This is a genomic window from Geobacillus uzenensis, from assembly GCF_002217665.1.
In the GTDB taxonomy this organism is placed as follows: domain Bacteria; phylum Bacillota; class Bacilli; order Bacillales; family Anoxybacillaceae; genus Geobacillus; species Geobacillus subterraneus.
Genome location: NZ_NEWL01000009.1, coordinates 53139 through 75821, shown reverse-complemented (window position 1 = coordinate 75821; position 22683 = coordinate 53139). Strand labels below are relative to the sequence as shown.

The following is a 22683-nucleotide window of genomic DNA, read 5'->3' as shown; positions in this document are numbered from 1 at the left end:
CATGTGAACGGGTGAAAAAGAATCGGTGACAGAGGAGGGAGCGAGCGGTGAAGGTGCTCGTGCTTGGCGCAGGGTTGATGGGCAAAGAAGCGGCGCGCGATTTGGCGCAAAGCGAAGGCGTTGAGGCGGTGACACTCGCGGATGTCGAATTGGCCAAAGCGGAGGAGGCGGTGCGGCAGCTTCAGTCCGAAAAGCTTGCCGCCGTGCGGGTGGATGCCGGTGATCAGCGGCAGCTGTCCGCCTTAATGACAGGGCATGACGTAGTTGTCAACGCCTTGTTTTACCGGTTTAACGAAACAGTGGCAAAAACGGCGATCGCTGCGGGCGTTCATTCGGTTGATTTAGGGGGGCATATCGGCCATATTACCGACCGGGTGCTTGAGCTCCATGACCAAGCCCGGGAAGCCGGGGTGACGATCATCCCCGACCTTGGCGTCGCTCCGGGAATGATCAACATTTTGTCCGGGTATGGCGCAAGCCAGCTTGATGAGGTCGAATCGATTCAACTGTACGTCGGCGGCATTCCTGTTCGTCCTGAACCGCCGCTCGAGTATAACCATGTGTTTTCATTGGAAGGGCTGCTTGATCATTACACCGATCCGTCCTTCATTATTCGTGATGGGCAAAGGCAAGAAGTGCCGTCCCTTTCTGAGGTCGAGCCGATTTATTTCGACCGGTTCGGGCCGCTTGAAGCCTTCCATACATCAGGAGGGACGTCGACGCTGTCACGCTCGTTTCCGAACTTGAGGCGGCTTGAATATAAAACGATCCGCTATCGCGGCCATGCGGAAAAGTTTAAACTCCTCGTTGATTTGCATTTGACGCGCAACGATGTCGAAGTGGAAGTGGACGGCCACAAAGTCAAGCCGCGTGATGTGCTGCTTGCCGTATTGACTCCGCTCCTCGATTTAAAAGGAAAAGAGGATGTCGTCTTGCTTCGGGTGATCGTCGGCGGGCGGAAAGATGGAAAAGAAACGGTGTTTGAATATGAAACGGTCACGTTCAACGACCGCGAGCACAAGGTGACGGCGATGGCGCGCACCACCGCCTATACGATTTCCGTCGTCGCCCAGCTCATCGGGCGCGGGGGAATCACAAAGCGCGGCGTCTATCCGCCCGAGCAAATCGTTCCCGGAGATGTGTACATCGACGAAATGAAAAAGCGCGGAGTAGTGATTAGCGAGAAGAGAACGGTTCGTTGATAAAAAAGCAGCGAGTGATGGGAAGAGGCAAATGATCACGGTAGAAAACACGCCCGTTTCGCGGCTGGAAACGGACGTGTTTTTTTGTCTACAACGATCGTGCGGCCTGCAATAGGCATTTGGGATGGGATGGAAAAAAACGTCGCACAAAAAAGGATATCCCCGCTAGACTCGGGATATCCGGTTATGTGAGGGCTATATGTCCGCTTTTTTTGCTTCAAGCGCTTCTTTTACCGCTGCCTCGATCTCCTGATAGCTCGTGCAGCGGCAAATATTGGACTCCAGCCATTCTTGAATCATCGCTTGATCCGCACCCGGATGCCGCTCGATGAGCGCATGGGCGTTCATAATAAAACCGGGGGTGCAATAGCCGCATTGAAAGGCGAAGTGACGGACAAAGGCATGTTGAATAGGGGCATCGCCAAGCCCTTCGACCGTGGTAATTTCTTTGCCGACGGTCTCCATCGCCAGCATCATGCATGATTTGATCGGCGTGCCGTCGACTAAGACGGTGCAGGCGCCGCAGTCACCGTTTAAACAGCCCGGTTTGGCCCCGGTCAGCCCGAGCCCGCCGCGCAAGACAAACAACAGCGTGTCGGCTTGACGGGCGGCGACCGTTCGTTGTTCTCCGTTAATGTGCAGCACAAGCTCCCGTTTTGTTGTTTCTTCCATGTCCGTATGTGAACCTCCCGTCTAGATGGTTTCCCCTAACTCGCGAAGCGCATCCTCGAGCAGTTGGGCAGCGACAAACAGCCGATAATCCGCCGAGCCTTCAATATCATGCAAAATCGGGCGCGGAAAGGCGCTAACCGCCGCCCGGATCCGTTCGGCTGCGGGGCGGCTTCGGTCATTGAGGTGCGCCTCGACGTCAGCCGAGCGGAACGGGAACGGGCAGACGCCGCTAAAGGCGGTGTGAATGGCTTCGTCTTTTTTTAGCGCCGCGATGGTGACAAGCGGATAGCCGATTTCACCTTGCTTGCGGCGCTTGTGGTGAAAGTGGGGAAGTTCCGCATCGGAGCGGCGCACTTTGACTTGAACGACAAACTCGCCGCGGCCGAGCTGCAGCTGCTGGTGAAACAAATCATTGATGCGGGACTGACGGACGCCGTCCGGACCGGCGATGATGATGTCCGCCTCCGCGACGAGCAGCGCGAGCGCTGTTTCGCGGTAAAAAATTTGCCCGCATAGGTTGCCGCCGAGCGTAATTTGGTTGCGTGCCGTCCGGTCAGCAACTTCTTTCGCCGTCTTTGTCAACAAAGGGAACGGATTTGCTTCCTCGAGCTCGGTGAGCGACAGCGCCGCCCCGAGCACGAGAGGATCGCTGTCGGCGTCAAGCACGCGGCATTCGGGAATGGCTTTGATGTCAATGACAGCGGCGGTAGAAACGAAGCCGAGGCGGGATAGGGTGATGATCTCCGTGCCCCCGCCATAATACAGCGGCCGTCTCCCTTTTTGTTCCATTTCCGTAAACAACGCCACCGCTTCAGCGATCGACTCCGGCCGATAGTAGGCAAAGTCAAAGGGAACCATAGCCGTCTCCTTTCTGTTTCCGCCAAATGAGTTCAGGAACGAGCGGCAGTTCGTTAAGCGACACACCAGCGGCGAGCGATAAGGCGTTTGCTAAGGCGGCGGGCATGCCGATCAAGCCGTGTTCGCCGATGCCGCGCGCACCGTACGGAGCGTCGATTTGCGGGGTTTCGACAAACTCAACGATGTATGCCGGATGTTCGCCGAAGCGGATCGGCCGGTACGTGCGCAGCTGCGGGTTTAAGACATGTTGTGCTTGATCAAAAAGAAATCCTTCACGGCTGGCAAAACTCAGTCCCATGTTCATCGCCCCCATCGCTTGGCCGAGCGCCGCTTTCGGGTTGAGCACTTTGCCGGCATCAATGACCGCGTATGCTTTCACAATGCGGTACGTGTAGTCGCGGCGGTTGAACTCCACTTCGACTCCTTCGGCGCATACGCCCCACTCAGGCCCCGGTTTTCCGGCGCCGGTTTCCGGGTCAAGCGGAGTCAAGTGGCGTAAAATGTAATGGCCGCGCCCGATCACTTGCCCGCCGATGGCGTTGCCGTTTGGAAATTTGTAGCCGTAGGCAATGTCTTTTACTGGGATGAAAATGGCCGGGTCATCGCGCAAAAAGACGCGTCCGAAGCCGACTTCCAAGTCGGCGGGCGCAGCCCGCAGCACACAGGCGGCGATCTCTTTCAGCTGGCGGATGGCGTCATCGGCGGCGGCCAAAGCCGCGCGCCCGGCCATAAACGTTCCGCGGCTCGCCACCGTTTTCCAATGTTCCGGCGTCGTTTGTGTATCGATGTCCATTTTGACATGAACATCGTCCACATTCATTTTCAGCCGTTCGGCGACCATTTGCGCGAGCACCGTTTTCGTGCCTGTGCCGATTTCGACGACACCGGAGATGACGTTGACGCTTCCGTCAGAGTTGAACGTTAAAATGACGCCGGAGCTCGCGTCGGGATCGATCGTTGACGTTTTCCAACCGCCGCTGATACCTTTTGCCCGCACGGTATAGGCGTCAAGCTCAACGCGCTGCCACTCGTCCCAGCGCATCAGTTCGCGCAACCGGTCGAGACAGGCCGCCATATCCCCGACATTGCTTTTCGTGAGCCGCACTTGCGTCGGGGTCGTATGCCCTGGGAGGATGGCGTTTTTGCGCCGCACGTCCCACGGGTCAAGCTGAAGCGCCTTCGCCAGTTCGTCGATGGCTCGTTCAATGGCAAATGACTGCTCGCAATGGCCAAAACTGCGGAACGGTGTCGCATACGGACGGTTCGTATAGACGCAAAGCGAGTCGCACCAGACGTGTTCGACATGGTACGGACCGGTGCAATCGACGGCTGCGGCGCGGCTGACGTCGATCGCTTTGTCAGAATAAGCCCCGCCGTCAAACAAAAAGAGAATTTCCATCGCTTTGAAAACGCCGTCTTTTGTCGCGCCGATTTTGACCGTTGCCTCTAAGCCGATATGGACGGGCGAGGTGACCATGTCACATTCGCGGTCGTTCCAGACGCTCACTTTCCGCCCGCCGACCGCCTTCGCGGCGAGGTAGGCGAGCAGCTCAAGCTGCACGGGCGCCTTGCCGCCGTAAGCGCCGCCGACAAGCGGTGTATGGACGATGATTTTGCCGGTTTCTTCGCCAAAGTACGTATGAATGAGCTTCTTGATCATAAACGGCGACTGCGACGAAGCAGTGATATAGATCGTGCCGTCCGGCCGAATTTCTGCTGTAGCGCAGCGCGTTTCCATTGCGGCGTGGTCGGACGGGGTGAATGAGACGCTCGTTTCAATGATGACGTCGCTTTCTGCAAACCCTTGGTTAATGTTTCCTTTGCGGATTTTGGTCCGATGGGCGATATTTGTCCCGGGCTCAGGGTAGGTCGTTTTGTTTTTTTCGTAACGGCCGAGCTCTTCGTGAAGCAAGGGAGCGCCTTCTTTCAGCGCTTCGCGCGGCGAGCCGACCGCTGGCAGCGGCTCATAGACGATGCGGATGAGGCGGGCTGCCTGTTCGGCTTGCGCCAATGTATCGGCGACGACAACGGCGACGACCTCGCCGTAGTAGCGCACTTTATCAGCAGCGATCGGCGGGCGGTCGCGCATGTCTTCGCCTGTGAGCGGCAGTCCTTCGCCGGTCAGGACGGCGCGGACGCCGGGGGCGGCAAGCGCTGCGCTTGTTTCGATGGAGATGATGCGCGCATGGGCGTACGGACTAGTGACAAGCTTGGCGTGAAGCATTCCTTGTTCTTTGAAATCGTTCGTATACTTCGCCCGGCCGGTCACCTTATCCCATGCTTCTTTACGGATGATGCTTTTACCGACGGCCACGGGGATGTCCCTCCTTTTTTTCCCGGTAGATGACAGCGCGCTCATAATCGTCTTTTGTATCGATGTCCATGCCAACCGGCTCACCGCCTTCGTATAAGAGGCCGCGCCACTGAGGGTCACGAAACAGCCGGCGTCCGCCTGCATCCCCCTCAAGCATCAGCAGGGAAGAGAACATCTGTTTTCCAAAGATGACCGGAGGCATCGGTGTGCCAGAGCGGGAAAAGGCGGTGTAATCAGGGCGGTGCCGGCGATAACAAACGGCAAGAACATCGATCGCTTCCGGCGTGACAAACGGCTGATCCGCCAATAATATAGCGGCGGCGTCCGCCCCTTGTGCGATCGCCTCTTGCAAGCCGCAGGCAAGGGAATGCGCCTGTCCGCGGTGACAGGCGGTGCAGCGGACAAGGCGGCATTTGTCATGGCCCAGCAGCGCGTCAGGGATCCAAACGAGCGCATCGGCCGGCGGCACAACAACGATGACGGGTGAAAGGCAGGAACGAAGCGCTGCCTTGAGTCCGGCTGCCCCGAGCGTCCCATCTCCCCAAGGCAAGGCGCGCTTATCTGTTCCCATCCGCCGGCTCTGCCCGGCGGCTAAATAAATGCCGGCGATTGCGCCCCTGCTCATCGGGCGGCCTCCATCGGCTGTGCGCGAAGGACGCTGATCAGCTCAGCAAGAATACTAATGGCGATTTCCTGCGGGCTGTGTGCGCCGATTGGCAGTCCAACCGGTGAACGGACAAACGGCGGAGCCGAGCCGGAAGGAAAAAGGCGGTCCGTGCGCCGCCGCGGCCCGAGCACGCCAAGGTAAGCGAGCGGCATGTCGGCTAACCATTGGACAAGTTCTCGGTCACGCTCGAACTGGTGGGTCATTATAATGACAAAGTCGCGTTCAGTAAGGTGCAGCGTCGGCACCGTTTCATGCGGAAAGCCGACAACCCAAGCGTCCGCGTCCGGTATGTGCGACGGATGGCAAAACGCCGGGCGCCAGTCGCTGATAGTGACGGAAAACCCGGCGGCTTTGGCCGCCGAAACGAGCGGCGGGGCGTCCGGGCCGGCGCCGAAAATGACGAGGCGCGGTTTCGGCCAAAAATGTTGGATGTAAAACGCGCCGCTGTCTGTTTCCTGCACCCGGTTCCGGCCGTGGAAAAACGGGGTGCCATGCAGCGCGTTGAGCCATTCCGGCCTCGGCGGTGAAACATAGCCGCCGAAGCGTTCCCCTGTTTCGCTTTGGAAAAACGGCGGTTCCTTAGGATGAGCGATGCTTCGCGCCATCAGCACATGTTCGCCGCGGTCAAGGCGCTGTTTCAACGTAAGCCAATCCGGTTTCGTCTCGTTTGTGACCGGCTCAAGCCAAACATGGATGACGCCGTCGCATCCGCTTCCTTGCCCCCACCCTCCGTCATCTTCTGCGCGCAAGTCAAACGATAGGGCCGCCGCCTGCCGGCTTGACAGCACTTCGATCGCATGCGCAGCCACCGCTTCTTCAAGGCATCCGCCGCTTAATAAGCCGGTTGTCTTTCCGTCTGCTCCGATCCACATCCATGTTCCTTCCTTTTGGTAGGCCGAGCCTTCCACGTCAATCGTGATGGCGAATACACCATCGTTCGGCGCGGCGGCCATGGCATCGAGCGCGGCATAGTAGCTTTCCATGCTTATCCTCCTTCCGCAAGTGGAATACACCCATTTCGCCTTGCGTATATACGCTCATATCGTCGCGCGGCGTCTCCCAAGCCATGATGTCATCCCCTTACGAAGGATAAATGATCGGCGGTGATAATCGCTCGCAGCTGCTGGTACGATGGATACGAAGATGTGTAGTGGATAGAACGGTACGGCAAAAACGGGGGAGGTATAGGCGTCGTTGCTGCGTAGATGGGAAGCTGTGACGGCGGCACGCCTGTTTCAGCGCGAAACGGCGGCGTGATGAACTGCCAAAAGGCAAGCGGCGGCAGCGGGTGCGGCATCGGTTCGCCCCCTTTTAAAAAAGGCTCTGCTATCATTATATTTCTGTAACAAATGCCCATGACTGAAAAACAAAGAAGCCAGCTGTTGCCAGCTAGCTTCTTTTTTGATCCGTTTTTCCTTTCCCGAGCCGTCCGGCCCGCTTGGCGGCTTCCCGCAGCAAATACTCGATATGGCTGTTGACGCTGCGGAATTCCTCTTGCGCCCACTGTTCCAAGACGGCATACAACTCATAGTCAATGCGCAAAGGGAATGGTTTTTTCTTTGTCATCGCACTCCACAACCGTTAATATAGACTGCCCGTGTTGATCACGGGCTGGGTGGCTCGTTCGGAGACGATTGCCACCATCAAGTTGTTGACCATCGCCGCTTTTCGTTCATCATCTAACTCTAAAATGTTTTCTTTGTCAAGCTGTTCGATTGCCATTTGCGCCATGGAAACCGCTCCTTCGACGATCTTTTTCCGCGCCGCCAAAATGGCGGCAGCTTGCTGGCGTTGGAGCATGGCGCCCGCAATTTCCGGGGAGTACGCCAAGTGGGTGAGGCGCGCTTCGATCACTTCGACCCCGGCGACGCGCAGCCGCTCTTGCAGTTCCGCAGCAAGCACATCGGAAATGATATCCGCATTGCCGCGCAACGTAATTTCATTGTCGTCTTCAAACGTGTCGTATGGATATTTGGTCGCGACATGGCGGATCGCCGCTTCACTTTGAATCTCGACAAACTGTTCGTAATCATCGACGTCAAATACCGCTTTCGCGGAGTCAATCACCCGGAAGACAACCACGGCGGCGATTTCGATCGGGTTGCCTTGAGTGTCATTAACCTTTAGTTTGTTGCTCGTGAAGTTGCGTACGCGCAGTGACACTTTCGTGCGGACCGTGAGCGGCACGGTGAAAAACAACCCGCTGTCGCGGATCGTACCGAAATAGCGGCCGAAAAAGGTGAGCACTTTTGCTTGATTCGGCTGGACGATCGTGATGCCGGTCGCGAGCAGCACAGCCATGACGAAAAACAAAATGGCGGGCAAAAACAATTGCTGGACGAGGAGGAGAAACCCGGCGATGAGAAGCATAGCGATGCCGCCGATACCGATGAATCCATCGAGATACCAAGCTTTCTGTTCTTTCATTAATTGCCCCCCCTAATTCATATTAACTTGATATTTTTATGATATCATACATTCAATAAAATGTAAATCGAGTATTATTGTGGTTTTTAGCCATTCGCTGCTTTCCCTCATGTGTGATCTGTCGGGAAACATTTATCAAGCACCGGGGTTTGGAAAACAACCTCACTTGTCATACCTTCTGACCATAGGCCTTTATTCCGATAACAAGTTAGCGTGTTAAAATATGGAAAAAACAATTGACTCTGTTTTTCTCGCCGGCATACAATAGAAAAAAAGAGGGAAACAGGAGTATCGACCATGGGAAAAGAAAAACCGGTGCGCATTGGCCGGCAGGCGCTTTTGCTGGCGATGCTTGACGAAGGAGAGGAAGGCCCGGTCCTTCATCAGCTTGAGTCGCTCGCTTGGCGCTATTGCCAAGGGCGCGTCGGGGCGATGGAGCCGCAAAAAATCGTCGCGGCGATCGAGACGGCGGCGAAACGGCATGAGGTGGTTGATGGCGGCTTGTACCGCGATATGCACGCCTTGTATCATGCGATTTTAGAGGCGGTGCACGGTGTGACGAGGGGGCAGATGGAGCTAGGAGATTTGTTAAGAACTGCCGGCCTTCGTTTCGCCGTCGTGCGCGGCACACCGTATGAAGGGCCAAAAGAAGGAGAGTGGATCGCCGTCGCCTTGTACGGGACGATCGGGGCTCCGGTGCGCGGGCTCGAGCACGAGGCGGTTGGGCTCGGCATCAATCATATATAACGCGGCGGCTCGGGCCATTCGATAGAGACGGATCAGCCTAAAGCAATGAGTCATGAGGAGGCGAATCTTGCCGGAAACGGCAGGGGCGCCTCTTTTTGTGTTTGGACATGAACGAAAGGGGATGAAATGATGATTGTGTTGAACGGACATTCGTTAACGCTTGACGAGGCAAGACGCGTCATTTATGGGAGAGAACCAGTGGCGGCCGCTTTAGAGAGCATGGAAGCGGTTCGAAAAAGCCGGGCGGCTGTGGAACAGGCGATTGCGAGCGGACGAACGATCTATGGGGTGAATACGGGCTTTGGCAAACTCGCTGATGTGCGCATTGAAGGAAGCAGCCTTGAGCAGCTGCAAATCAACCTTCTCCGCTCACACGCCTGTGCTGTCGGCGAACCGTTTGCCGAGGAAGTGGTGCGGGCGCTGCTTCTGTTGCGGGCCAATGCTTTGTTAAAAGGGTATTCCGGCGTGCGGCCGGCGGTCATTGAGCAGCTGCTTACGTTTTTGAACACCGGCATTCACCCGATCGTACCCCAGCAAGGTTCCCTCGGTGCGAGCGGCGATTTGGCGCCGCTGGCTCACGTGGCGCTGGCGCTTGTCGGCGAAGGGGAAGTGGTGTATCAAGGCCGGCGGATGCCTACCGTCCAAGCGCTTTCGCAAGCGGGAATTCCGCCGCTCTCTCTGAAAGAGAAGGAAGGGCTGGCGCTCATTAACGGGACGCAGGCGATGACGGCCGTCGGAATTTTAGCTTGCTTAGCGGCGGAACAGCTCGCTTACGACAGCGAGCCGATCGCCGCATTGACGATCGAGGCGCTTTATGGTGTGACCGATGCCTTTGACGCCCGCATCCACGAAGCCCGCGGATTTCCGGAACAAGCGGAGGTGGCGGAACGCATGCGCCGTTACCTCGCTGGAAGCCAGCTTACCACAAGGCAAGGGGAGCGGCGCGTGCAAGATGCGTACTCGATCCGCTGCATCCCGCAAGTGCACGGGGCGTCGCTCAGAGCGCTCCGCTATGTGAAAGAAACACTCGAAATCGAAATGAATGCCGCCACGGACAATCCGCTGATCTTTGCGAACGGGGACGTTCTTTCCGGCGGCAACTTTCACGGCCAGCCGGTGGCGATCGCCATGGATCTGTTGAAAATCGCGGTGGCGGAGCTGGCCAACATGAGCGAGCGCCGCATCGAGCGGCTCGTCAACCCGCAGCTTAATGAAGGCTTGCCGCCGTTTTTAAGCCCGCAGCCCGGTTTGCAGTCGGGGGCGATGATTATGCAATACGTCGCGGCTTCGCTCGTATCGGAAAACAAGACGCTCGCTCATCCAGCCAGCGTCGATTCCATTCCGTCATCGGCCAACCAAGAAGATCATGTCAGCATGGGGACGACCGCCGCCCGCCATGCGTACATGATCGTGCAAAACGCAAGAAAGGTGCTGGCGATTGAGCTCATTTGCGCGTTGCAGGCTGTCGAAGCGCGCGGCATCGAGCGACTGGCTGCGTCAACGAGGCAGTTTTACCACGAGGCGCGCCGCATCGTTCCTTCCATTGTGGCAGACCGCGTGTTTTCCCGCGATATTGAGGCAATGGATGCTTGGTTGAAGCAGCGGGCGGTCAGCAGCTGTTCGAACAGTGGAGCGAGCGTTTAAAAAATCATAGACAACATGCAACACCCGGTTAAGCGCATATATTAGAAGATATCGTCACCCATTTTTCACATCAAGTCATCACGGAGGCGGTGCCAATGTTTACCCATACAGTCCAACCGGGTGATACGCTGTTTTCCATCGGCCGCCGGTACGATTATCCGGTAGAAGATCTTCGCATTGTCAACGGGTTGACGGCGTCAAACATCGTCCCCGGCCAGGCGCTGCTTATCCCGCTTTACACATACACGGTGCAGCCAGGGGATACATTGACGGCCATTGCCCGGCGGGCGTTCGTCACACTTGAACAATTGCGAGCGGCCAATCCCCATCTTCAGCCGAATGCCCTGCGCCCGGGAATGAAAATCACAATTCCCAATATTTCATGGTATCAGGCGACAACGTTAGGCTACTATGTCGTTCGCGAACCGAGCGCCGACCGGGCGATTATTCGTGATTTTGCCCCGTATTCGTCGTATATCACCCTTTTCGAATATCACTTTGCCCCGAACGGCGATATGGTGAATGAACTGGATGATGCGGCTGCTGTTGAGGAAGCATGGCGAAATCGGGTGACGCCGCTTGTTGCCATTACAAATTTAACACCACAAGGATTCAGCCCGATACTTGCGAGCCAAGTATTGAACAACCCGGAGGCCAGGACGAATCTCATTGAAAACATTTTTTATTTAGTATCGCGAAAGGGGTATGGCGGGGTCAACATTGATTTTGAGCAAATCCGTGGCGAGGACCGCGATTTGTTCACGGGTTTTCTGCGCCAGCTGCGCGATCGGCTCAAGCCGGCCGGATACGTCGTGACGATCGCGGTTCCGGCGAAAACGAGCGAAGATATTCCATGGCTGCAAGGATACGACTATGGAGGAATTGGCGCTGTTGTTGATTATATGTTTATCATGGCTTACGATTGGCACCATTTGGCCAGTGAGCCTGGCCCTGTGGCGCCGATCGGCGGGGTGAGGGCGGCGTTGCAGTTTGCGGTTGAACGCGTACCTCGGCAAAAAATCTTGCTAGGGCTCCCGCTGTACGGATATGACTGGATCATCCCGTACCGACCTGGAACAATCGCCACGGCACGTTCCAATCAGGAAGCGGTGCGTACGGCTATGCGCTATCAATCTCCTGTTCAGTATTCATTGGCGGACGAATCCCCGTTTTTCCGGTATACTGATGAACTCGGAAACGTTCACGAAGTATGGTTTGAAGATAGCCGAAGCATGGGGCAGAAAATGAGGTTAGCCCGGCAATTCCAACTTGCCGGCGTTGGAGCATGGCAGCTTACGCTTGGATTTGCTCCAGGACCATGGCTGCTGCGCAAGTTTTTTACGATCCGAAAAGTTTGATGTGACGGCTTAGCACCGCTAAAACGGCCAAAGTGCCAGAAAGGCCGGCGGCTTAGCGATGCATAGCCGTCTTTCTTTGCGCTTTTTCGCTCCCTTTTCTCAATAAACAGCTGATTTCAGAGCTGTTGCCGTTTTTGTATAGACTCATCCTTTCCTATTGCGCGAAGTTGGCGAACTGAAAAAACCTCGTGCAAAGTCTTGTCCTCTCGCGGCGTATTGTACAGTTGTCCCTTTCCTTGATTTGCGGTAAGATGAAAAAGAGAGAAAGGGGAAGGGTGGACAGACCATTGACAATTTCTGCCGCGGCGTTGTTGGCCTTATGGAAGATTATTGCGATTGATATCATTTTGTCCGGGGATAATGCGGTCGTCATTGCGATGGCGACGCGGCGGCTGCCGAAACACCAGCAAAACAAGGCGATTTTTTGGGGGACGGCCGGGGCGGTGTTGCTCCGCATCTTGTTTGCAGCCATCATTGTCTTTTTACTGAACATTCCGTTCGTTCACTTCGTTGGCGGATTGCTGCTCGTATGGATCGCCTATAAAGTGCTTGTTGAGCGGGAAGAGGAAGCGAACGTACAATCATCAGACCGGTTGCTGAAGGCGATTATGACGATTATCATTGCTGATGCAGTGATGAGCCTTGATAACGTTGTTGCTGTGGCCGGGGCGGCCGAAGGGCATCTTGGCATGCTGGCGCTCGGGGTAGCCATCAGCATCCCGATTATGATTTTCGGCTCCAAAGCGATCGTCCGGGTGATGGAAAAACACCGATGGATCGCGTATGTTGGGTCGGGCATTTTGGCGTGGACGGCCGGGAAGATGATCGTTGGCGATGAAGGGGTGCTCCATTTGCTTCATCTTTCGCACGGTCCGTTCGTCTATGCCGTCGCGGCCGGTGTGACGATTTTTGTTTTGGCTGCCGGTTACATCGCGAATAAAAAAGCAGCGCGTGAAGAAGGGACGTTGATTTGAGCGGCTGGAGGTGGTGTGCGTCCATGAACGTCCAACGCATTCTCGTGACGGGAAGGCTTTATGCCGAGCTTGCCGCTCTTCTTCCGGACAAGCGGCCCGATAAAGCGTTTCGCTTTGTCGCTGAAGACGAATTGCAGGAGGCGGATTTTGCCTGGGCGGATGCGTACATCGGCTTTCGGCCGGCCGGGCCGTTTTCGCTTGCCCATTTGCGCTGGGTGCATTCGCTCGGCGCGGGGGTCGACGCGTTTTTGTGGAAGCGGAAATGGAAGCCGGACGTGCTGCTGACGCGGACGATCGGGTCATTTGGCGAGCAGATCGCTGAATATTGCCTCAGCCACTTGCTGCGCGACGCCCAATGCCATGACGTGTATGCTTGGTATCAAGAACAGCGGCAATGGAAGCCGGTCGCTCCGAAGCGACTTAGCGAACAGCGGATGGTCATTTACGGGACGGGCGAGATCGGCCGGCGCATTGCCGAAACGCTTCGTCTGTTTGGGGTTTCGCCCGTCGGCGTCTCGCGAAGCGGCCGAGACACGCCGCCGTTTTCGGCTGTTTACCGCCATGACGAGGCGGCGGAAGCGCTTGCTCGCGCCGATTGGGTGATCGCCGCGCTTCCGCTGACAGAGGAAACGCATCACCTCTTTGATGAGACGTTTTTTTCCTGCTTGCACAATGCGGGCTTTATCAATGTCGGCCGCGGCGCCACGGTCGAGGAGACGGCGCTTGTCGGGGCGCTGGAAAACCGAAACGTGCGCCTCGCCGTGCTCGATGTGTTCGAAGAAGAACCGCTGCCGCCGCACTCGCCGCTATGGGGTCATCCGCATGTCATCATCACTCCGCATATCGCGGCGCTCACTGCGGCCGAGGACGCCGCCCGCTCTATATTGGACACGCTTGCCTGCATCGAAACCGGGGAGCCGCTTGCCAATGCGGTTGATGTCAGCCGGCAATATTGAACGAAAAAAACGGTGCCCGATGAACAAGGGGCACCGTTTCGCGTTGCTTACCGGTCGATGACAATGATATACGCCGCTTTCATTGGCCCGTGGACGCCGACGACCAAGTTCATTTCAATGTCGGCGGAGTTGCTCGGGCCGGTGATGAAGTTGATGCATGACGGAACGAGGGCGCCTTGTTCGATTTGCTCGTGAATGAGCGCCGCCGCTTGCGTCATGCGCGGCACGACAGTACTTTTCGGAACGATGGCGATATACGTCTTCGGCAAAAAGTGAATGGCCCGTCCTTGCTCATTGCGGGAAAACAGCACGACCGTTCCCGATTCGGCGAGGGTGATGTCGCTAAAGGCGATGCCGACGTTCGCCTGTTCGGCGGCGTCAATGTTTTGGCGGCCGAGCGCCGGGTTCCACACGTGAACGCTCGTTTGTTCCGCCGGCCATTCCTCCTGAAGCAAGGGGGACAGGCCATACTCGGCAAAGCGCGGATCGTTTGGCACGATGACCGGTCCGCCGCCGTAGGCCGACACTTGTCGCTTCAGCACGCCCGCCAGTTCGGCGCTTGTTGTCTCGATGTAGTCCGTATGAATGAGTGTGCACTGTTGGCGAAGCGCCGCCAGCAAGTCGTCCTGGCTATAGCCGGCAAACACCGTCCATTGCGGCCCATAATCCCATTGCGGCCGGGAGACGCCGGACAGGCGGGGGCTTCTTCCGAGACGCCCGGCGATCGTTTGTAAAAACGCGTCACGGTTTTGAATCGTACCACGCGTCATGATGGATTCCCTCCTTTTTGCCGATCGCGAAACCAGTCACGGAACCGCTCTTTGCTTGGCGCCGGAAACTCGCGGCTTTCTGTCCACGCTTTCAGCGGGCCGGGGCCTTTTGTGATGCGCCCGTCTTCGGCAAACGGGGCGAAAGCGCTTGGCGCCAACTTCGTGCCGAACCGGTACAATGACGGTGAGGCGGTCCCGAGACGAAACGCCTTCATCGCCAGTTTTTCCGCGACCGGCGCTTTTCCTTCCCGCTCGACGATGATTTGGCGGTGTTTGATGAGCAATTCATGAAGCGGAATTTTCACCGGACATGCCTCCGTACAAGCCGCGCAAAGGGAGGACGCGTACGGAAGCTCCTTGTAGTCGTCATAGCCGCCTAAGAGCGGCGACAAGACCGCACCGATCGGGCCGGAGTAAATCGAGCCGTACGAATGGCCGCCGATATGGCGGTATACCGGGCAGACGTTGACACAGGCCGCGCAGCGGATGCATTGCAGCACCGGCTGAAACTCCGTGCCTAAGATCGATGAGCGCCCGTTGTCGACGATGACGAGATGGAACTCTTCCGGTCCGTCAGCGTCCCCTTCGTCGCGCGGGCCGGTGAGGACGGTGATGTAGCTCGTCAATTTTTGCCCGACGGCGCTGCGTGTCAACATGCTCACAAGCACTTCCATTTCTTCAAATGTCGGAACGATTCGCTCCATGCCCATGACCGTAATTTGGGTTTTCGGCAGCGCGGTCACTAAGTCGGCGTTGCCCTCGTTTGTAACGAGCGTGATCGAGCCTGATTCGGCGATGGCGAAGTTGCAGCCGGTGATGCCGATGTCAGCCGTCAAATAGTCGCGCCGCAGCGTTTCGCGGGCATGGCGCGCAAGTTCAACGGGATCCGACGATTTATCATAGCCAAGCTTGCGGCGGAAGACGTCGCGAATTTGCTCTTTGTTTTTATGGAGCGCCGGGCCGACGATATGCGACGGCGGGTCATGGTCGTCAATCTGCAAAATGTATTCACCGAGGTCGGTTTCGACAACGTCACAGCCGATGGCCTCAAGCACCGGGTTTAAATTGATTTCCTCGGTCACCATTGATTTGGATTTGACGATTTTTTTCGCTTGTTTTTCCAAAGCGATGCGGCGGATGTAGTCGTTCGCTTCTTCGGCCGTCTGGGCGAAAAAGACGTGGCCGCCCCGGTTGGCAACGTTTTCACTAAGCTGCATTAAATAATAGTCCAGGTTTTCGAGCGTATGTTTTCGGATTTGTTCAGCGAGCGAGCGCCACTCCTCCCAATGGCCGAGCTCTTCAATGACGCCAAGCCGCCGCACATAGCCGCGGTCTTGCATGCCGGCGACCGCCCCGCGCATAAAATCATTTTGCAAGTTTTCCTCGACCCGTTTCCAAAACGGCCCGTTTTCGATTTTCATCGGCATCGTCGTTTCCCTCCTTTTCGTTGCGTTGATTTAACACTTCGGCGATATGCATGACGCGAATCGGTTTGCCGAGCCGCTCGATACGCCCGCCGATGTTTAGTAAACAGCCGCAATCGGCGCCGATTACGTAGTCGACGTCCGCTTCGTCGATATGCGCGATTTTTTCATCTACCATTTGTTCGGAAATCGGACCCATTTTGACGGAAAACGTGCCGCCAAACCCGCAGCATTGATGAGCGTTCGGCAGCGGAACAAGCTCGAGTTCTTCGACATGTTCTAATAAGCGGAACGGCGCTTCTTTGACGCCAAGGAGCCTTGTCATGTGACAGGACGTATGGTACGTCGCCCGCCCGGGGAGTGAGGCGCCGACATCCTCGACGTTCAGCACGTCAACGAGAAATTGGGTCAGCTCGTACGTTTTCGCCGCTAGGCGCTTCGCTTCGTCTTCCCATTTGGGGTCGCCGCGGAAGAGGTGCGGGTATTCTTTTACCATGGCCGCGCATGAGCCGGATGGGGTGACGACATAGTCGGCATCGGCGAACGCGCGCATCATTTGTTTCATCGCCTCTTTCGCTTCTTGGACATAGCCGCTGTTATACGCCGGCTGTCCGCAACACGTTTGCGCCTCGGGAAAATCAATCTCACAGCCGAGCCGCTCGAGCAGTTCGACGGTCGCCTTGCCAGCATCTGTATAAAAGAGGTCGATGAGGCAGGTGACGAATAATGATACTTTCATGTATTCTCCCTCCTGTTTATCTAGTTGGGTGAGCGGGTCATCTGATGACTATATGTCTATTATAAACGATTTTTTCAGATTTGTAGTTCTTTTTTGTAAAAGACGCACTCAGTTTGGCTGCTGAGTGCGAATATAGCGGCGCAGCACGTTTTCGACATTGGTCAAATGCTCCAGCATGCGCGCCCGAGCCGCTTCCGGATTTTGATCGCGAACGGCTTCGAAAATGGCTTGGTGTTCGGCAAGCAACTTTTCGGTCGTCGTTTGTTTCGAAAACAGCCATATGCGGCGCGTCTCCCGCATCGTTTCGACGATCATGCCGGAAACGCTGTTCATAATGCTCATAAGCATTGGATTTTGCGACGCCGCCGCAATCGCCATATGGAAGGCCAAATCTGCTTTTTCGCCAAGCTCATCGCTGCCGATCCCTTCTTTCATTTGCCAAAGCGCTTCTGCCATCGCATCGAGGTCGCGGTCTGTCCGCTTGGCGGCGGCGAGCGAGGCGGCACCTGCCTCAAGCAGCTTGCGCACTTCAAGCAAATGCCAAATATCTTCCTTGTTCATTAAGACAGCAATGGACAGCGGAAATGTCATCATCGTCGGATCAAACTCGCGCACGTACGTTCCTTCCCCTTGTTTGAGCTCGATCAGTCCCATCGCTTTCAACGCAGTGAGCGCCTCGCGAATGGCGGCCCGTCCGACTTGAAACTGCTCGGCCAGCTGTTGGACGGAATCGAGTTTATCACCGGGTTTTAGCTCCCCGTTTTTAATCATATCAAAAATGGCTTCGGCCACTTCTTCATAAATTTTTTTTGTTTTAATCCGTTTAAACGCCAATGGATCCACCTCAAATACGATTTAAAGTAGATTTCCGATTGTGAGGAAGGAAATCTCCTGCACTATCTATTATGATACAGCATCATGGGCCGAGACAAGCGCTTTTTGTGGCTGGGGAGAGGATGCAGTGAATGGAAAGTTCAAAAAAATAAAAAAACACCTATTGTCTTTTGCTGAAAACGCTTTTATAATTTGAGACAGACGGCGTTTCTTATCCGGTCATCTGATGACTGGAAGAGTGAAACAGAAAGATAAGTGGGCGATCAGTTGCAAACGCCGCCAAGTCGGGCATAAAGGGGAGGAGAAAACCGCATGCAGTGGAAGCAAGATTTTACGCCAATTGCCGATCAGTTGTGGTTATCGGCCATTGTCGCACTCATTCCGATTTTGTATTTCTTTTGGGCGTTGGCCGTCAAACGGATGAAAGGGCATGTTGCGGGGCTGACGACGTTGCTGCTTGCTGTTGTGCTGGCTGTAATCGCTTACAGAATGCCGGCCGGAAAGGCGGTCATGTCGGTGACGCAAGGCGCGGTGTACGGGCTGTTGCCGATCGGCTGGATCATCATTACATCTGTCTTTTTATATAAGCTGACGGTGAAGACCGGCCATTTTGACATCATTCGTAACTCCGTCGTTTCGCTCACCGAAGACCGGCGGCTGCAGGCGCTGCTCATTGCGTTTTCGTTCGGGGCGTTTTTGGAAGGGGCGGCCGGATTCGGTGCGCCAGTAGCGATTTCGGCAGCGCTTCTAGTCGGGTTAGGGTTTAATCCGCTTTACGCTGCGGGCATTTGTTTAATTGCCAATACGGCCCCGGTTGCGTTCGGGGCAGTCGGGATTCCGATCATCTCGATGGAAGGGCCGACTGGCGTGCCGGCGATGGAAATTTCGAAAATGGTTGGTCGGCAGCTCCCGTTTTTATCGGTGTTCATTCCGTTCTATCTCGTGCTCATTATGGCGGGCTGGAAAAAGACCGTGGAAGTATTTCCGGCCATTATCGTCTCGGGTGTGTCGTTCGCGCTGACGCAATATTTATCGTCAAACTTTTTAGGACCGGAACTGCCGGACATTTTGTCCTCGCTCGTTTCAATCGTCGCGTTGGCTGTCTTTTTGAAATATTGGAAGCCGAAAAGCACCTTCCGCTTTGCGACCGAGTCGGAGGTGGCGGCTGCCGGGCAAACGGCTCGTGCAACGCATCGCGGTGGGGAAGTGTTCCGGGCGTGGTCGCCATTCCTCGTGCTGACAGCTTTGATCTCGCTTTGGGGCATCCCGCAGGTAAAGGCGGCGCTCACCGGTCATTATGAAGGAACAAACGCGTTGCTGAAGGCCATCAATGCGATCGGCTCGCATTTGACGTTTATGCCGCCGGTGCCGGGGTTGAACAACCAAATTTTGAACGCGAGCGGCCAGCCGATTGCGGCGGTGTATAAGCTTGAGCTGCTTGGTGCGGCCGGCACGGCCATCTTGCTCGCCGCGGTCGTGACCAAGTTCATTGTCGGCATTTCATGGAAAGACTGGTCGCGGACGTTTGTGGAAACGTTGAATGAACTGAAATACCCGATTATCACCATCGCCTCGGTCGTCGGCTTTGCGTATATTGCCAACTCATCGGGCATGAGCACGACGCTCGGGATGGCGCTGGCGAAAACGGGGTCGTTCTTCCCGTTCTTCTCGCCGATTTTGGGCTGGCTCGGCGTGTTTATTACCGGTTCGGATACGTCGTCGAACTTATTGTTTGGCAACTTGCAAAAAGTGACGGCGACCTCGATCGGCATGGATCCAGTGTTGGCATTGGCGGCCAACTCGTCCGGCGGGGTTGTCGGGAAAATGATTTCGCCGCAGTCGATCGCCGTTGCCTGCGCGGCTGTCGGCTTGACGGGCAAAGAATCCGACTTGTTCCGCTTCACGGTCAAACATAGCTTGTTCTTAATCATCTTGATTGGCATTCTCGTTTATTTGCAATCGACGGTATTGTCATGGATGATTCCATAACGGCAACGAAGGGGGGACGGGGCTTGGCGAAGGGGGAAGAGAGGCGCCAAGCCCGGCCCCTTTTCCGCTATCAACGAGCGTCAATCACTCTGGAGAGGTGAGACAGTTGATTCCAAACGAAGCGAAAAAACGGCTGATTCAAATTGTCGGGGCGGAAAACTATGATGATACAAAAGCAGGACGTCTCGTTTATTCTTACGATGCAACGCCGCAGTTTCAATCGCTTCCTGATGCGGTTGTTGCGCCGCGAAATACACAAGAAGTAGCGGAAATTGCGAAAATTTGTAACGAATATCGCATTCCGATCGTACCGCGCGGATCAGGAACGAACCTTTGCGCAGGCACATGTCCGGTTGAAGGCGGCATCGCCCTGCTGTTTAAACATATGAACCGCATTTTAGAAATTGACGAAGAAAACTTGACGGCGACTGTTCAACCGGGCGTGATCACGCTTGACCTTATGAAGGCGGTTGAGGAAAAAGGGTTGTTTTATCCGCCGGATCCGGGGTCGATGAAAATTTCGACGATCGGCGGCAATATTAGCGAAAATTCCGGTGGTTTACGCGGGCTGAAATATGGCGTGACGCGCGATTATGTGCTTGGATTGGAAGTCGTCTTGGCCAATGGCGATATCATCCGCACCGGCGGCAAGCTGGCAAAAGATGTGGCTGGCTATGACTTAACTCGCCTGTTTGTCGGATCGGAAGGGACGCTTGGCATCGTCACCGAAGCAACGTTGAAACTGATCCCGATGCCGGAGACGAAGCAGACGATGCTCGCTCTTTATCAAGATTTAGAGGCGGCTGCCCGTTCTGTGTCGAAAATCATTGCCAATCAAATCATCCCGGCAACGCTTGAGTTTTTGGATCAGCCGACGTTGGAAGTTGTCGAGGACTACGCCCGCATCGGTTTGCCGACCGATGTGAAAGCCGTTTTGCTCATTGAGCAGGATGGGCCAAACGAAGTGGTGGAACGCGATATGAAGAAGATGGCTGATATTTGCCGTTCGGAACAAGCGGTGTCCGTTGAGCTTGCCCGTTCAGAGGAAGAGGCCGAGGCGCTACGGACGGCGAGGCGGGCGGCGCTATCGGCGCTGGCGCGTTTGAAACCGACGACGATTTTAGAAGATGCGACCGTGCCGCGTTCGGAAATTGCGAAAATGGTGAAAGCCATCAATGAGATCGCCGCGAAATATCAACTGAAAATTTGTACGTTCGGCCATGCCGGCGACGGCAACTTGCATCCGACCTGTCCGACTGATGCCCGCAACCGTGAAGAAATGGAACGGGTGGAAAAAGCGTTTGAAGAAATTTTCGCCAAAGCGATTGAATTAGGGGGGACGATCACTGGGGAACACGGCGTCGGGGCGATGAAAGCGCCGTATTTGGAATGGAAGCTCGGCCCGGCCGGCATTGCCGCCATGAAGGCGATTAAACAGGCGCTCGACCCGAACAACATTATGAATCCAGGCAAAGTGTTCGCGAAAAGCACAAGAAAGCGGGTGGTGGTGACACGATGACATCGAAGACAGACCAAGCACTGATTCAAAAAGCGTTTCAAGAGCGGATGGACGAGGATGAATTGATGAACTGTATGCGCTGCGGTTTTTGTTTGCCGTCGTGTCCGACATACATTGAATCCGGGCAGCAAGAAGCCCAGTCGCCGCGCGGACGGATCGCCTTAATGAAAGCGGTCGTGGACGGGCTGATCGAGCCGGATGAGGAAGTCGAGCGGTCGCTTCGCCTCTGTTTAGGCTGCCGGGCGTGTGAACCCGTTTGCCCGTCTGGCGTCCGCTACGGCCATTTGCTTGAAGAGGCGCGCGATATCATCGCCCAACATCAGCGAATGCCGCTTCATATCCGGCTTGTGCGCAAGGTTGTCTTTGCCGGGCTGTTTCCGCATCAAGAGCGGATGCGAAAGGCCGCGTCGTTTCTTGGATGGTATCAGCGCTCCGGCTTGCGGACGCTTGTTCGCAAAACCGGGCTGCTTCGCCTGCTGCCCGCTTCGTTCCGGCAAATGGAGCGCGTGCTGCCCGACGTTCCAACCGCAAAAGAACTGAAAAACCGGCCGCATCGCCTGAATCCGGACGGCTCGGCCAAAAAACGGGTCGCCTTTTTTGCCGGCTGTTTGATGGATACGATGTTTATGACGACAAACGATGCGACGATGCGCCTATTGCAGCTCGCGGGTTGTGAAGTCATCATTCCGCCGGCCCAAGGATGCTGCGGGGCGCTGCACGGACATGGCGGGGAAAAAGAACTGGCGAAAGAACTCGCGAAGCGAAACATTGCTGCTTTTGAACAGTTGGACGTTGAGTATATTGTGACGAACGCCGGCGGCTGTGGGGCGTTTTTGCTTGAATATGGTCATCTGCTAAAGGACGATCCCGCATGGCGCGATCGGGCGGCAGCGTTTGCGGCGAGAATCAAAGACATTTCTGAAGTGTTGGTCGAACTCGGGTTTCACCACCTACCGCTTCGCGTTGCGCCGCAAACGGTTACTTATCAGGATTCGTGCCATTTGCGCAACGTGATGAAAACGGCAGCCGCCCCGCGCCGCCTGTTGCAAGCGATTGACGGAGTCGAGTTTCGCGAAATGAAAGACGCCGACCGCTGCTGCGGTTCGGCCGGCATTTACAATTTGGTTGAACCCGAGATGTCGATGAAAATTTTAGATTATAAAATGGAAATGGCAAAGCAAACGAAGGCGACGACGATCGTCACCGCCAACCCGGGGTGTTTGCTGCAAATGAAGCTTGGCATTGAGCGGGCCGGGTTGACAGAAAGCGTTCGCGCTGTCCATCTTGTCGATTTGCTGCTGGAGGCGGCCGAAGGGGCGCAAGCGGCAAAAGAGGAAGAACGCATCCGGCAAACCTCATAAGGCGGGGCCGGTGTCATTTCGATGCAGACAGGCTGCGCCAAACGTGATGGAACGGAAGAAGGTCCCGTTATAAAAGAAAAACCCCGCCATGGACGCGGGGTTTTTCTTTATGGTGGTGAACCCTTCCGTTACGCTCGTTCGCTATGTTGCCGAACGATGAAACATGGTTTTCATGATGAATGGCGAGGAGTCGAGCTGCACCATGCGGCTGTCCGCTCGTTTTTGAGG

At 55.8% G+C, this 22683-nt stretch carries 20 protein-coding genes and 1 pseudogene; 9 read left to right on the top strand and 12 right to left on the bottom strand.

Going from position 1 to position 22683, the window contains the following annotated elements; all coding sequences use genetic code 11:
- Positions 1–47 precede the first annotated feature (47 nt).
- Positions 48–1202, top strand: coding sequence for a saccharopine dehydrogenase C-terminal domain-containing protein (locus tag B9L21_RS13860; protein ID WP_063166803.1), 1155 nt, complete (start codon positions 48–50; stop codon positions 1200–1202).
- A gap of 195 nt (positions 1203–1397) precedes the next feature.
- Here B9L21_RS13860 and B9L21_RS13855 read toward each other — a convergent pair whose 3' ends face one another.
- The 8 genes from B9L21_RS13855 to B9L21_RS13820 all read right to left on the bottom strand — a co-directional run bounded on the left by B9L21_RS13855 (position 1398) and on the right by B9L21_RS13820 (position 8140).
- Complete coding sequence (locus B9L21_RS13855) at positions 1398–1874, bottom strand: (2Fe-2S)-binding protein (protein WP_063166802.1); 477 nt, start codon at positions 1872–1874, stop codon at positions 1398–1400.
- A 21-nt stretch (positions 1875–1895) separates the two neighbouring features.
- Positions 1896–2732 (bottom strand): FAD binding domain-containing protein, encoded by an 837-nt coding sequence (locus B9L21_RS13850; RefSeq protein ID WP_063166801.1) that lies wholly within the window; start codon positions 2730–2732, stop codon positions 1896–1898.
- Positions 2719–5046, bottom strand: coding sequence for a xanthine dehydrogenase family protein molybdopterin-binding subunit (locus tag B9L21_RS13845; protein WP_063166800.1), 2328 nt, complete (start codon positions 5044–5046; stop codon positions 2719–2721). The genes B9L21_RS13850 and B9L21_RS13845 overlap by 14 nt, the downstream gene beginning before the upstream one ends.
- A complete protein-coding gene (locus B9L21_RS13840; RefSeq protein ID WP_063166799.1) occupies positions 5033–5671 on the bottom strand; it encodes an NTP transferase domain-containing protein in 639 nt (212 codons plus the stop codon). Before B9L21_RS13840 ends, B9L21_RS13845 begins: the two co-directional genes overlap by 14 nt.
- Positions 5668–6696, bottom strand: a complete 1029-nt coding sequence (locus tag B9L21_RS13835) for an XdhC family protein (protein WP_063166798.1) — start codon at positions 6694–6696, stop codon at positions 5668–5670. Before B9L21_RS13835 ends, B9L21_RS13840 begins: the two co-directional genes overlap by 4 nt.
- A gap of 89 nt (positions 6697–6785) precedes the next feature.
- The gene (locus tag B9L21_RS13830; protein ID WP_044743058.1) at positions 6786–7010 is read right to left on the bottom strand and encodes a hypothetical protein; all 225 of its coding nucleotides are present in this window, start codon (positions 7008–7010) and stop codon (positions 6786–6788) included.
- Positions 7011–7102: 92 nt separating this feature from the next.
- Entirely contained in the window at positions 7103–7279 is a 177-nt protein-coding gene (locus tag B9L21_RS13825) for a hypothetical protein (RefSeq protein ID WP_033018480.1), read from the bottom strand.
- Positions 7280–7294: 15 nt separating this feature from the next.
- Complete coding sequence (locus B9L21_RS13820; protein WP_044743057.1) at positions 7295–8140, bottom strand: SPFH domain-containing protein; 846 nt, start codon at positions 8138–8140, stop codon at positions 7295–7297.
- Between the two features lie 297 nt (positions 8141–8437).
- Here B9L21_RS13820 and hutP point away from each other — a divergent pair, with 297 nt between their 5' ends.
- From hutP to B9L21_RS13795, 5 genes are all read left to right on the top strand, one after another.
- A complete protein-coding gene (gene hutP / locus B9L21_RS13815; protein WP_044743056.1) occupies positions 8438–8887 on the top strand; it encodes a hut operon transcriptional regulator HutP in 450 nt (149 codons plus the stop codon).
- Positions 8888–9016: 129 nt separating this feature from the next.
- Complete coding sequence (gene hutH, locus B9L21_RS13810; protein ID WP_063166797.1) at positions 9017–10531, top strand: histidine ammonia-lyase; 1515 nt, start codon at positions 9017–9019, stop codon at positions 10529–10531.
- 95 nt (positions 10532–10626) lie between these two features.
- Positions 10627–11889, top strand: a complete 1263-nt coding sequence (locus B9L21_RS13805) for a LysM peptidoglycan-binding domain-containing protein (RefSeq protein WP_063166796.1) — start codon at positions 10627–10629, stop codon at positions 11887–11889.
- A gap of 251 nt (positions 11890–12140) precedes the next feature.
- Complete coding sequence (locus B9L21_RS13800; RefSeq protein WP_172796438.1) at positions 12141–12863, top strand: TerC family protein; 723 nt, start codon at positions 12141–12143, stop codon at positions 12861–12863.
- Positions 12864–12886: 23 nt separating this feature from the next.
- Positions 12887–13819: a D-2-hydroxyacid dehydrogenase gene (locus B9L21_RS13795; RefSeq protein WP_063166795.1), complete on the top strand. Its 933-nt coding sequence runs from the start codon at positions 12887–12889 to the stop codon at positions 13817–13819.
- A gap of 47 nt (positions 13820–13866) precedes the next feature.
- Here B9L21_RS13795 and B9L21_RS13790 read toward each other — a convergent pair whose 3' ends face one another.
- The 4 genes and pseudogenes from B9L21_RS13790 to B9L21_RS13775 form a co-directional block, all read right to left on the bottom strand.
- Positions 13867–14589, bottom strand: a complete 723-nt coding sequence (locus B9L21_RS13790; RefSeq protein WP_063166794.1) for a LutC/YkgG family protein — start codon at positions 14587–14589, stop codon at positions 13867–13869.
- The gene (locus B9L21_RS13785; RefSeq protein ID WP_063166793.1) at positions 14586–16016 is read right to left on the bottom strand and encodes a LutB/LldF family L-lactate oxidation iron-sulfur protein; all 1431 of its coding nucleotides are present in this window, start codon (positions 16014–16016) and stop codon (positions 14586–14588) included. Before B9L21_RS13785 ends, B9L21_RS13790 begins: the two co-directional genes overlap by 4 nt.
- 22 nt (positions 16017–16038) lie before the next feature.
- Positions 16039–16752 (bottom strand): annotated as a pseudogene (locus B9L21_RS13780) ((Fe-S)-binding protein); the annotation flags it as partial.
- Between the two features lie 108 nt (positions 16753–16860).
- A complete protein-coding gene (locus tag B9L21_RS13775) occupies positions 16861–17586 on the bottom strand; it encodes a FadR/GntR family transcriptional regulator (protein ID WP_063166792.1) in 726 nt (241 codons plus the stop codon).
- 312 nt (positions 17587–17898) lie between these two features.
- On the opposite strand from B9L21_RS13775, the gene B9L21_RS13770 reads away from it, so the two are divergent.
- The 3 genes from B9L21_RS13770 (at position 17899) to B9L21_RS13760 (ending at position 22455) form a co-directional block, all read left to right on the top strand.
- Positions 17899–19575: an L-lactate permease gene (locus tag B9L21_RS13770; protein WP_063166791.1), complete on the top strand. Its 1677-nt coding sequence runs from the start codon at positions 17899–17901 to the stop codon at positions 19573–19575.
- Between the two features lie 106 nt (positions 19576–19681).
- A complete protein-coding gene (gene glcD, locus B9L21_RS13765; protein WP_063166790.1) occupies positions 19682–21094 on the top strand; it encodes a glycolate oxidase subunit GlcD in 1413 nt (470 codons plus the stop codon).
- Entirely contained in the window at positions 21091–22455 is a 1365-nt protein-coding gene (locus B9L21_RS13760) for a (Fe-S)-binding protein (protein WP_063166789.1), read from the top strand. Before glcD ends, B9L21_RS13760 begins: the two co-directional genes overlap by 4 nt.
- Positions 22456–22683 lie beyond the last annotated feature (228 nt).

What these genes read in the sequence shown, in the direction of transcription:
- B9L21_RS13855 (WP_063166802.1), bottom strand. Translation starts at nt 1,874, where the DNA reads ATGGAAGAAACAACAAAACGGGAGCTTGTGCTGCACATTAACGGAGAA.
- B9L21_RS13850 (WP_063166801.1), bottom strand. Translation starts at nt 2,732, where the DNA reads ATGGTTCCCTTTGACTTTGCCTACTATCGGCCGGAGTCGATCGCTGAA.
- B9L21_RS13840 (WP_063166799.1), bottom strand. Translation starts at nt 5,671, where the DNA reads ATGAGCAGGGGCGCAATCGCCGGCATTTATTTAGCCGCCGGGCAGAGC.
- B9L21_RS13835 (WP_063166798.1), bottom strand. Translation starts at nt 6,696, where the DNA reads ATGGAAAGCTACTATGCCGCGCTCGATGCCATGGCCGCCGCGCCGAAC.
- B9L21_RS13830 (WP_044743058.1), bottom strand. Translation starts at nt 7,010, where the DNA reads ATGCCGCACCCGCTGCCGCCGCTTGCCTTTTGGCAGTTCATCACGCCG.
- B9L21_RS13825 (WP_033018480.1), bottom strand. Translation starts at nt 7,279, where the DNA reads ATGACAAAGAAAAAACCATTCCCTTTGCGCATTGACTATGAGTTGTAT.
- B9L21_RS13820 (WP_044743057.1), bottom strand. Translation starts at nt 8,140, where the DNA reads ATGAAAGAACAGAAAGCTTGGTATCTCGATGGATTCATCGGTATCGGC.
- hutP (WP_044743056.1), top strand. Translation starts at nt 8,438, where the DNA reads ATGGGAAAAGAAAAACCGGTGCGCATTGGCCGGCAGGCGCTTTTGCTG.
- hutH (WP_063166797.1), top strand. Translation starts at nt 9,017, where the DNA reads ATGATTGTGTTGAACGGACATTCGTTAACGCTTGACGAGGCAAGACGC.
- B9L21_RS13805 (WP_063166796.1), top strand. Translation starts at nt 10,627, where the DNA reads ATGTTTACCCATACAGTCCAACCGGGTGATACGCTGTTTTCCATCGGC.
- B9L21_RS13800 (WP_172796438.1), top strand. Translation starts at nt 12,141, where the DNA reads ATGAAAAAGAGAGAAAGGGGAAGGGTGGACAGACCATTGACAATTTCT.
- B9L21_RS13795 (WP_063166795.1), top strand. Translation starts at nt 12,887, where the DNA reads ATGAACGTCCAACGCATTCTCGTGACGGGAAGGCTTTATGCCGAGCTT.
- B9L21_RS13790 (WP_063166794.1), bottom strand. Translation starts at nt 14,589, where the DNA reads ATGACGCGTGGTACGATTCAAAACCGTGACGCGTTTTTACAAACGATC.
- B9L21_RS13785 (WP_063166793.1), bottom strand. Translation starts at nt 16,016, where the DNA reads ATGCCGATGAAAATCGAAAACGGGCCGTTTTGGAAACGGGTCGAGGAA.
- B9L21_RS13770 (WP_063166791.1), top strand. Translation starts at nt 17,899, where the DNA reads ATGCAGTGGAAGCAAGATTTTACGCCAATTGCCGATCAGTTGTGGTTA.
- B9L21_RS13760 (WP_063166789.1), top strand. Translation starts at nt 21,091, where the DNA reads ATGACATCGAAGACAGACCAAGCACTGATTCAAAAAGCGTTTCAAGAG.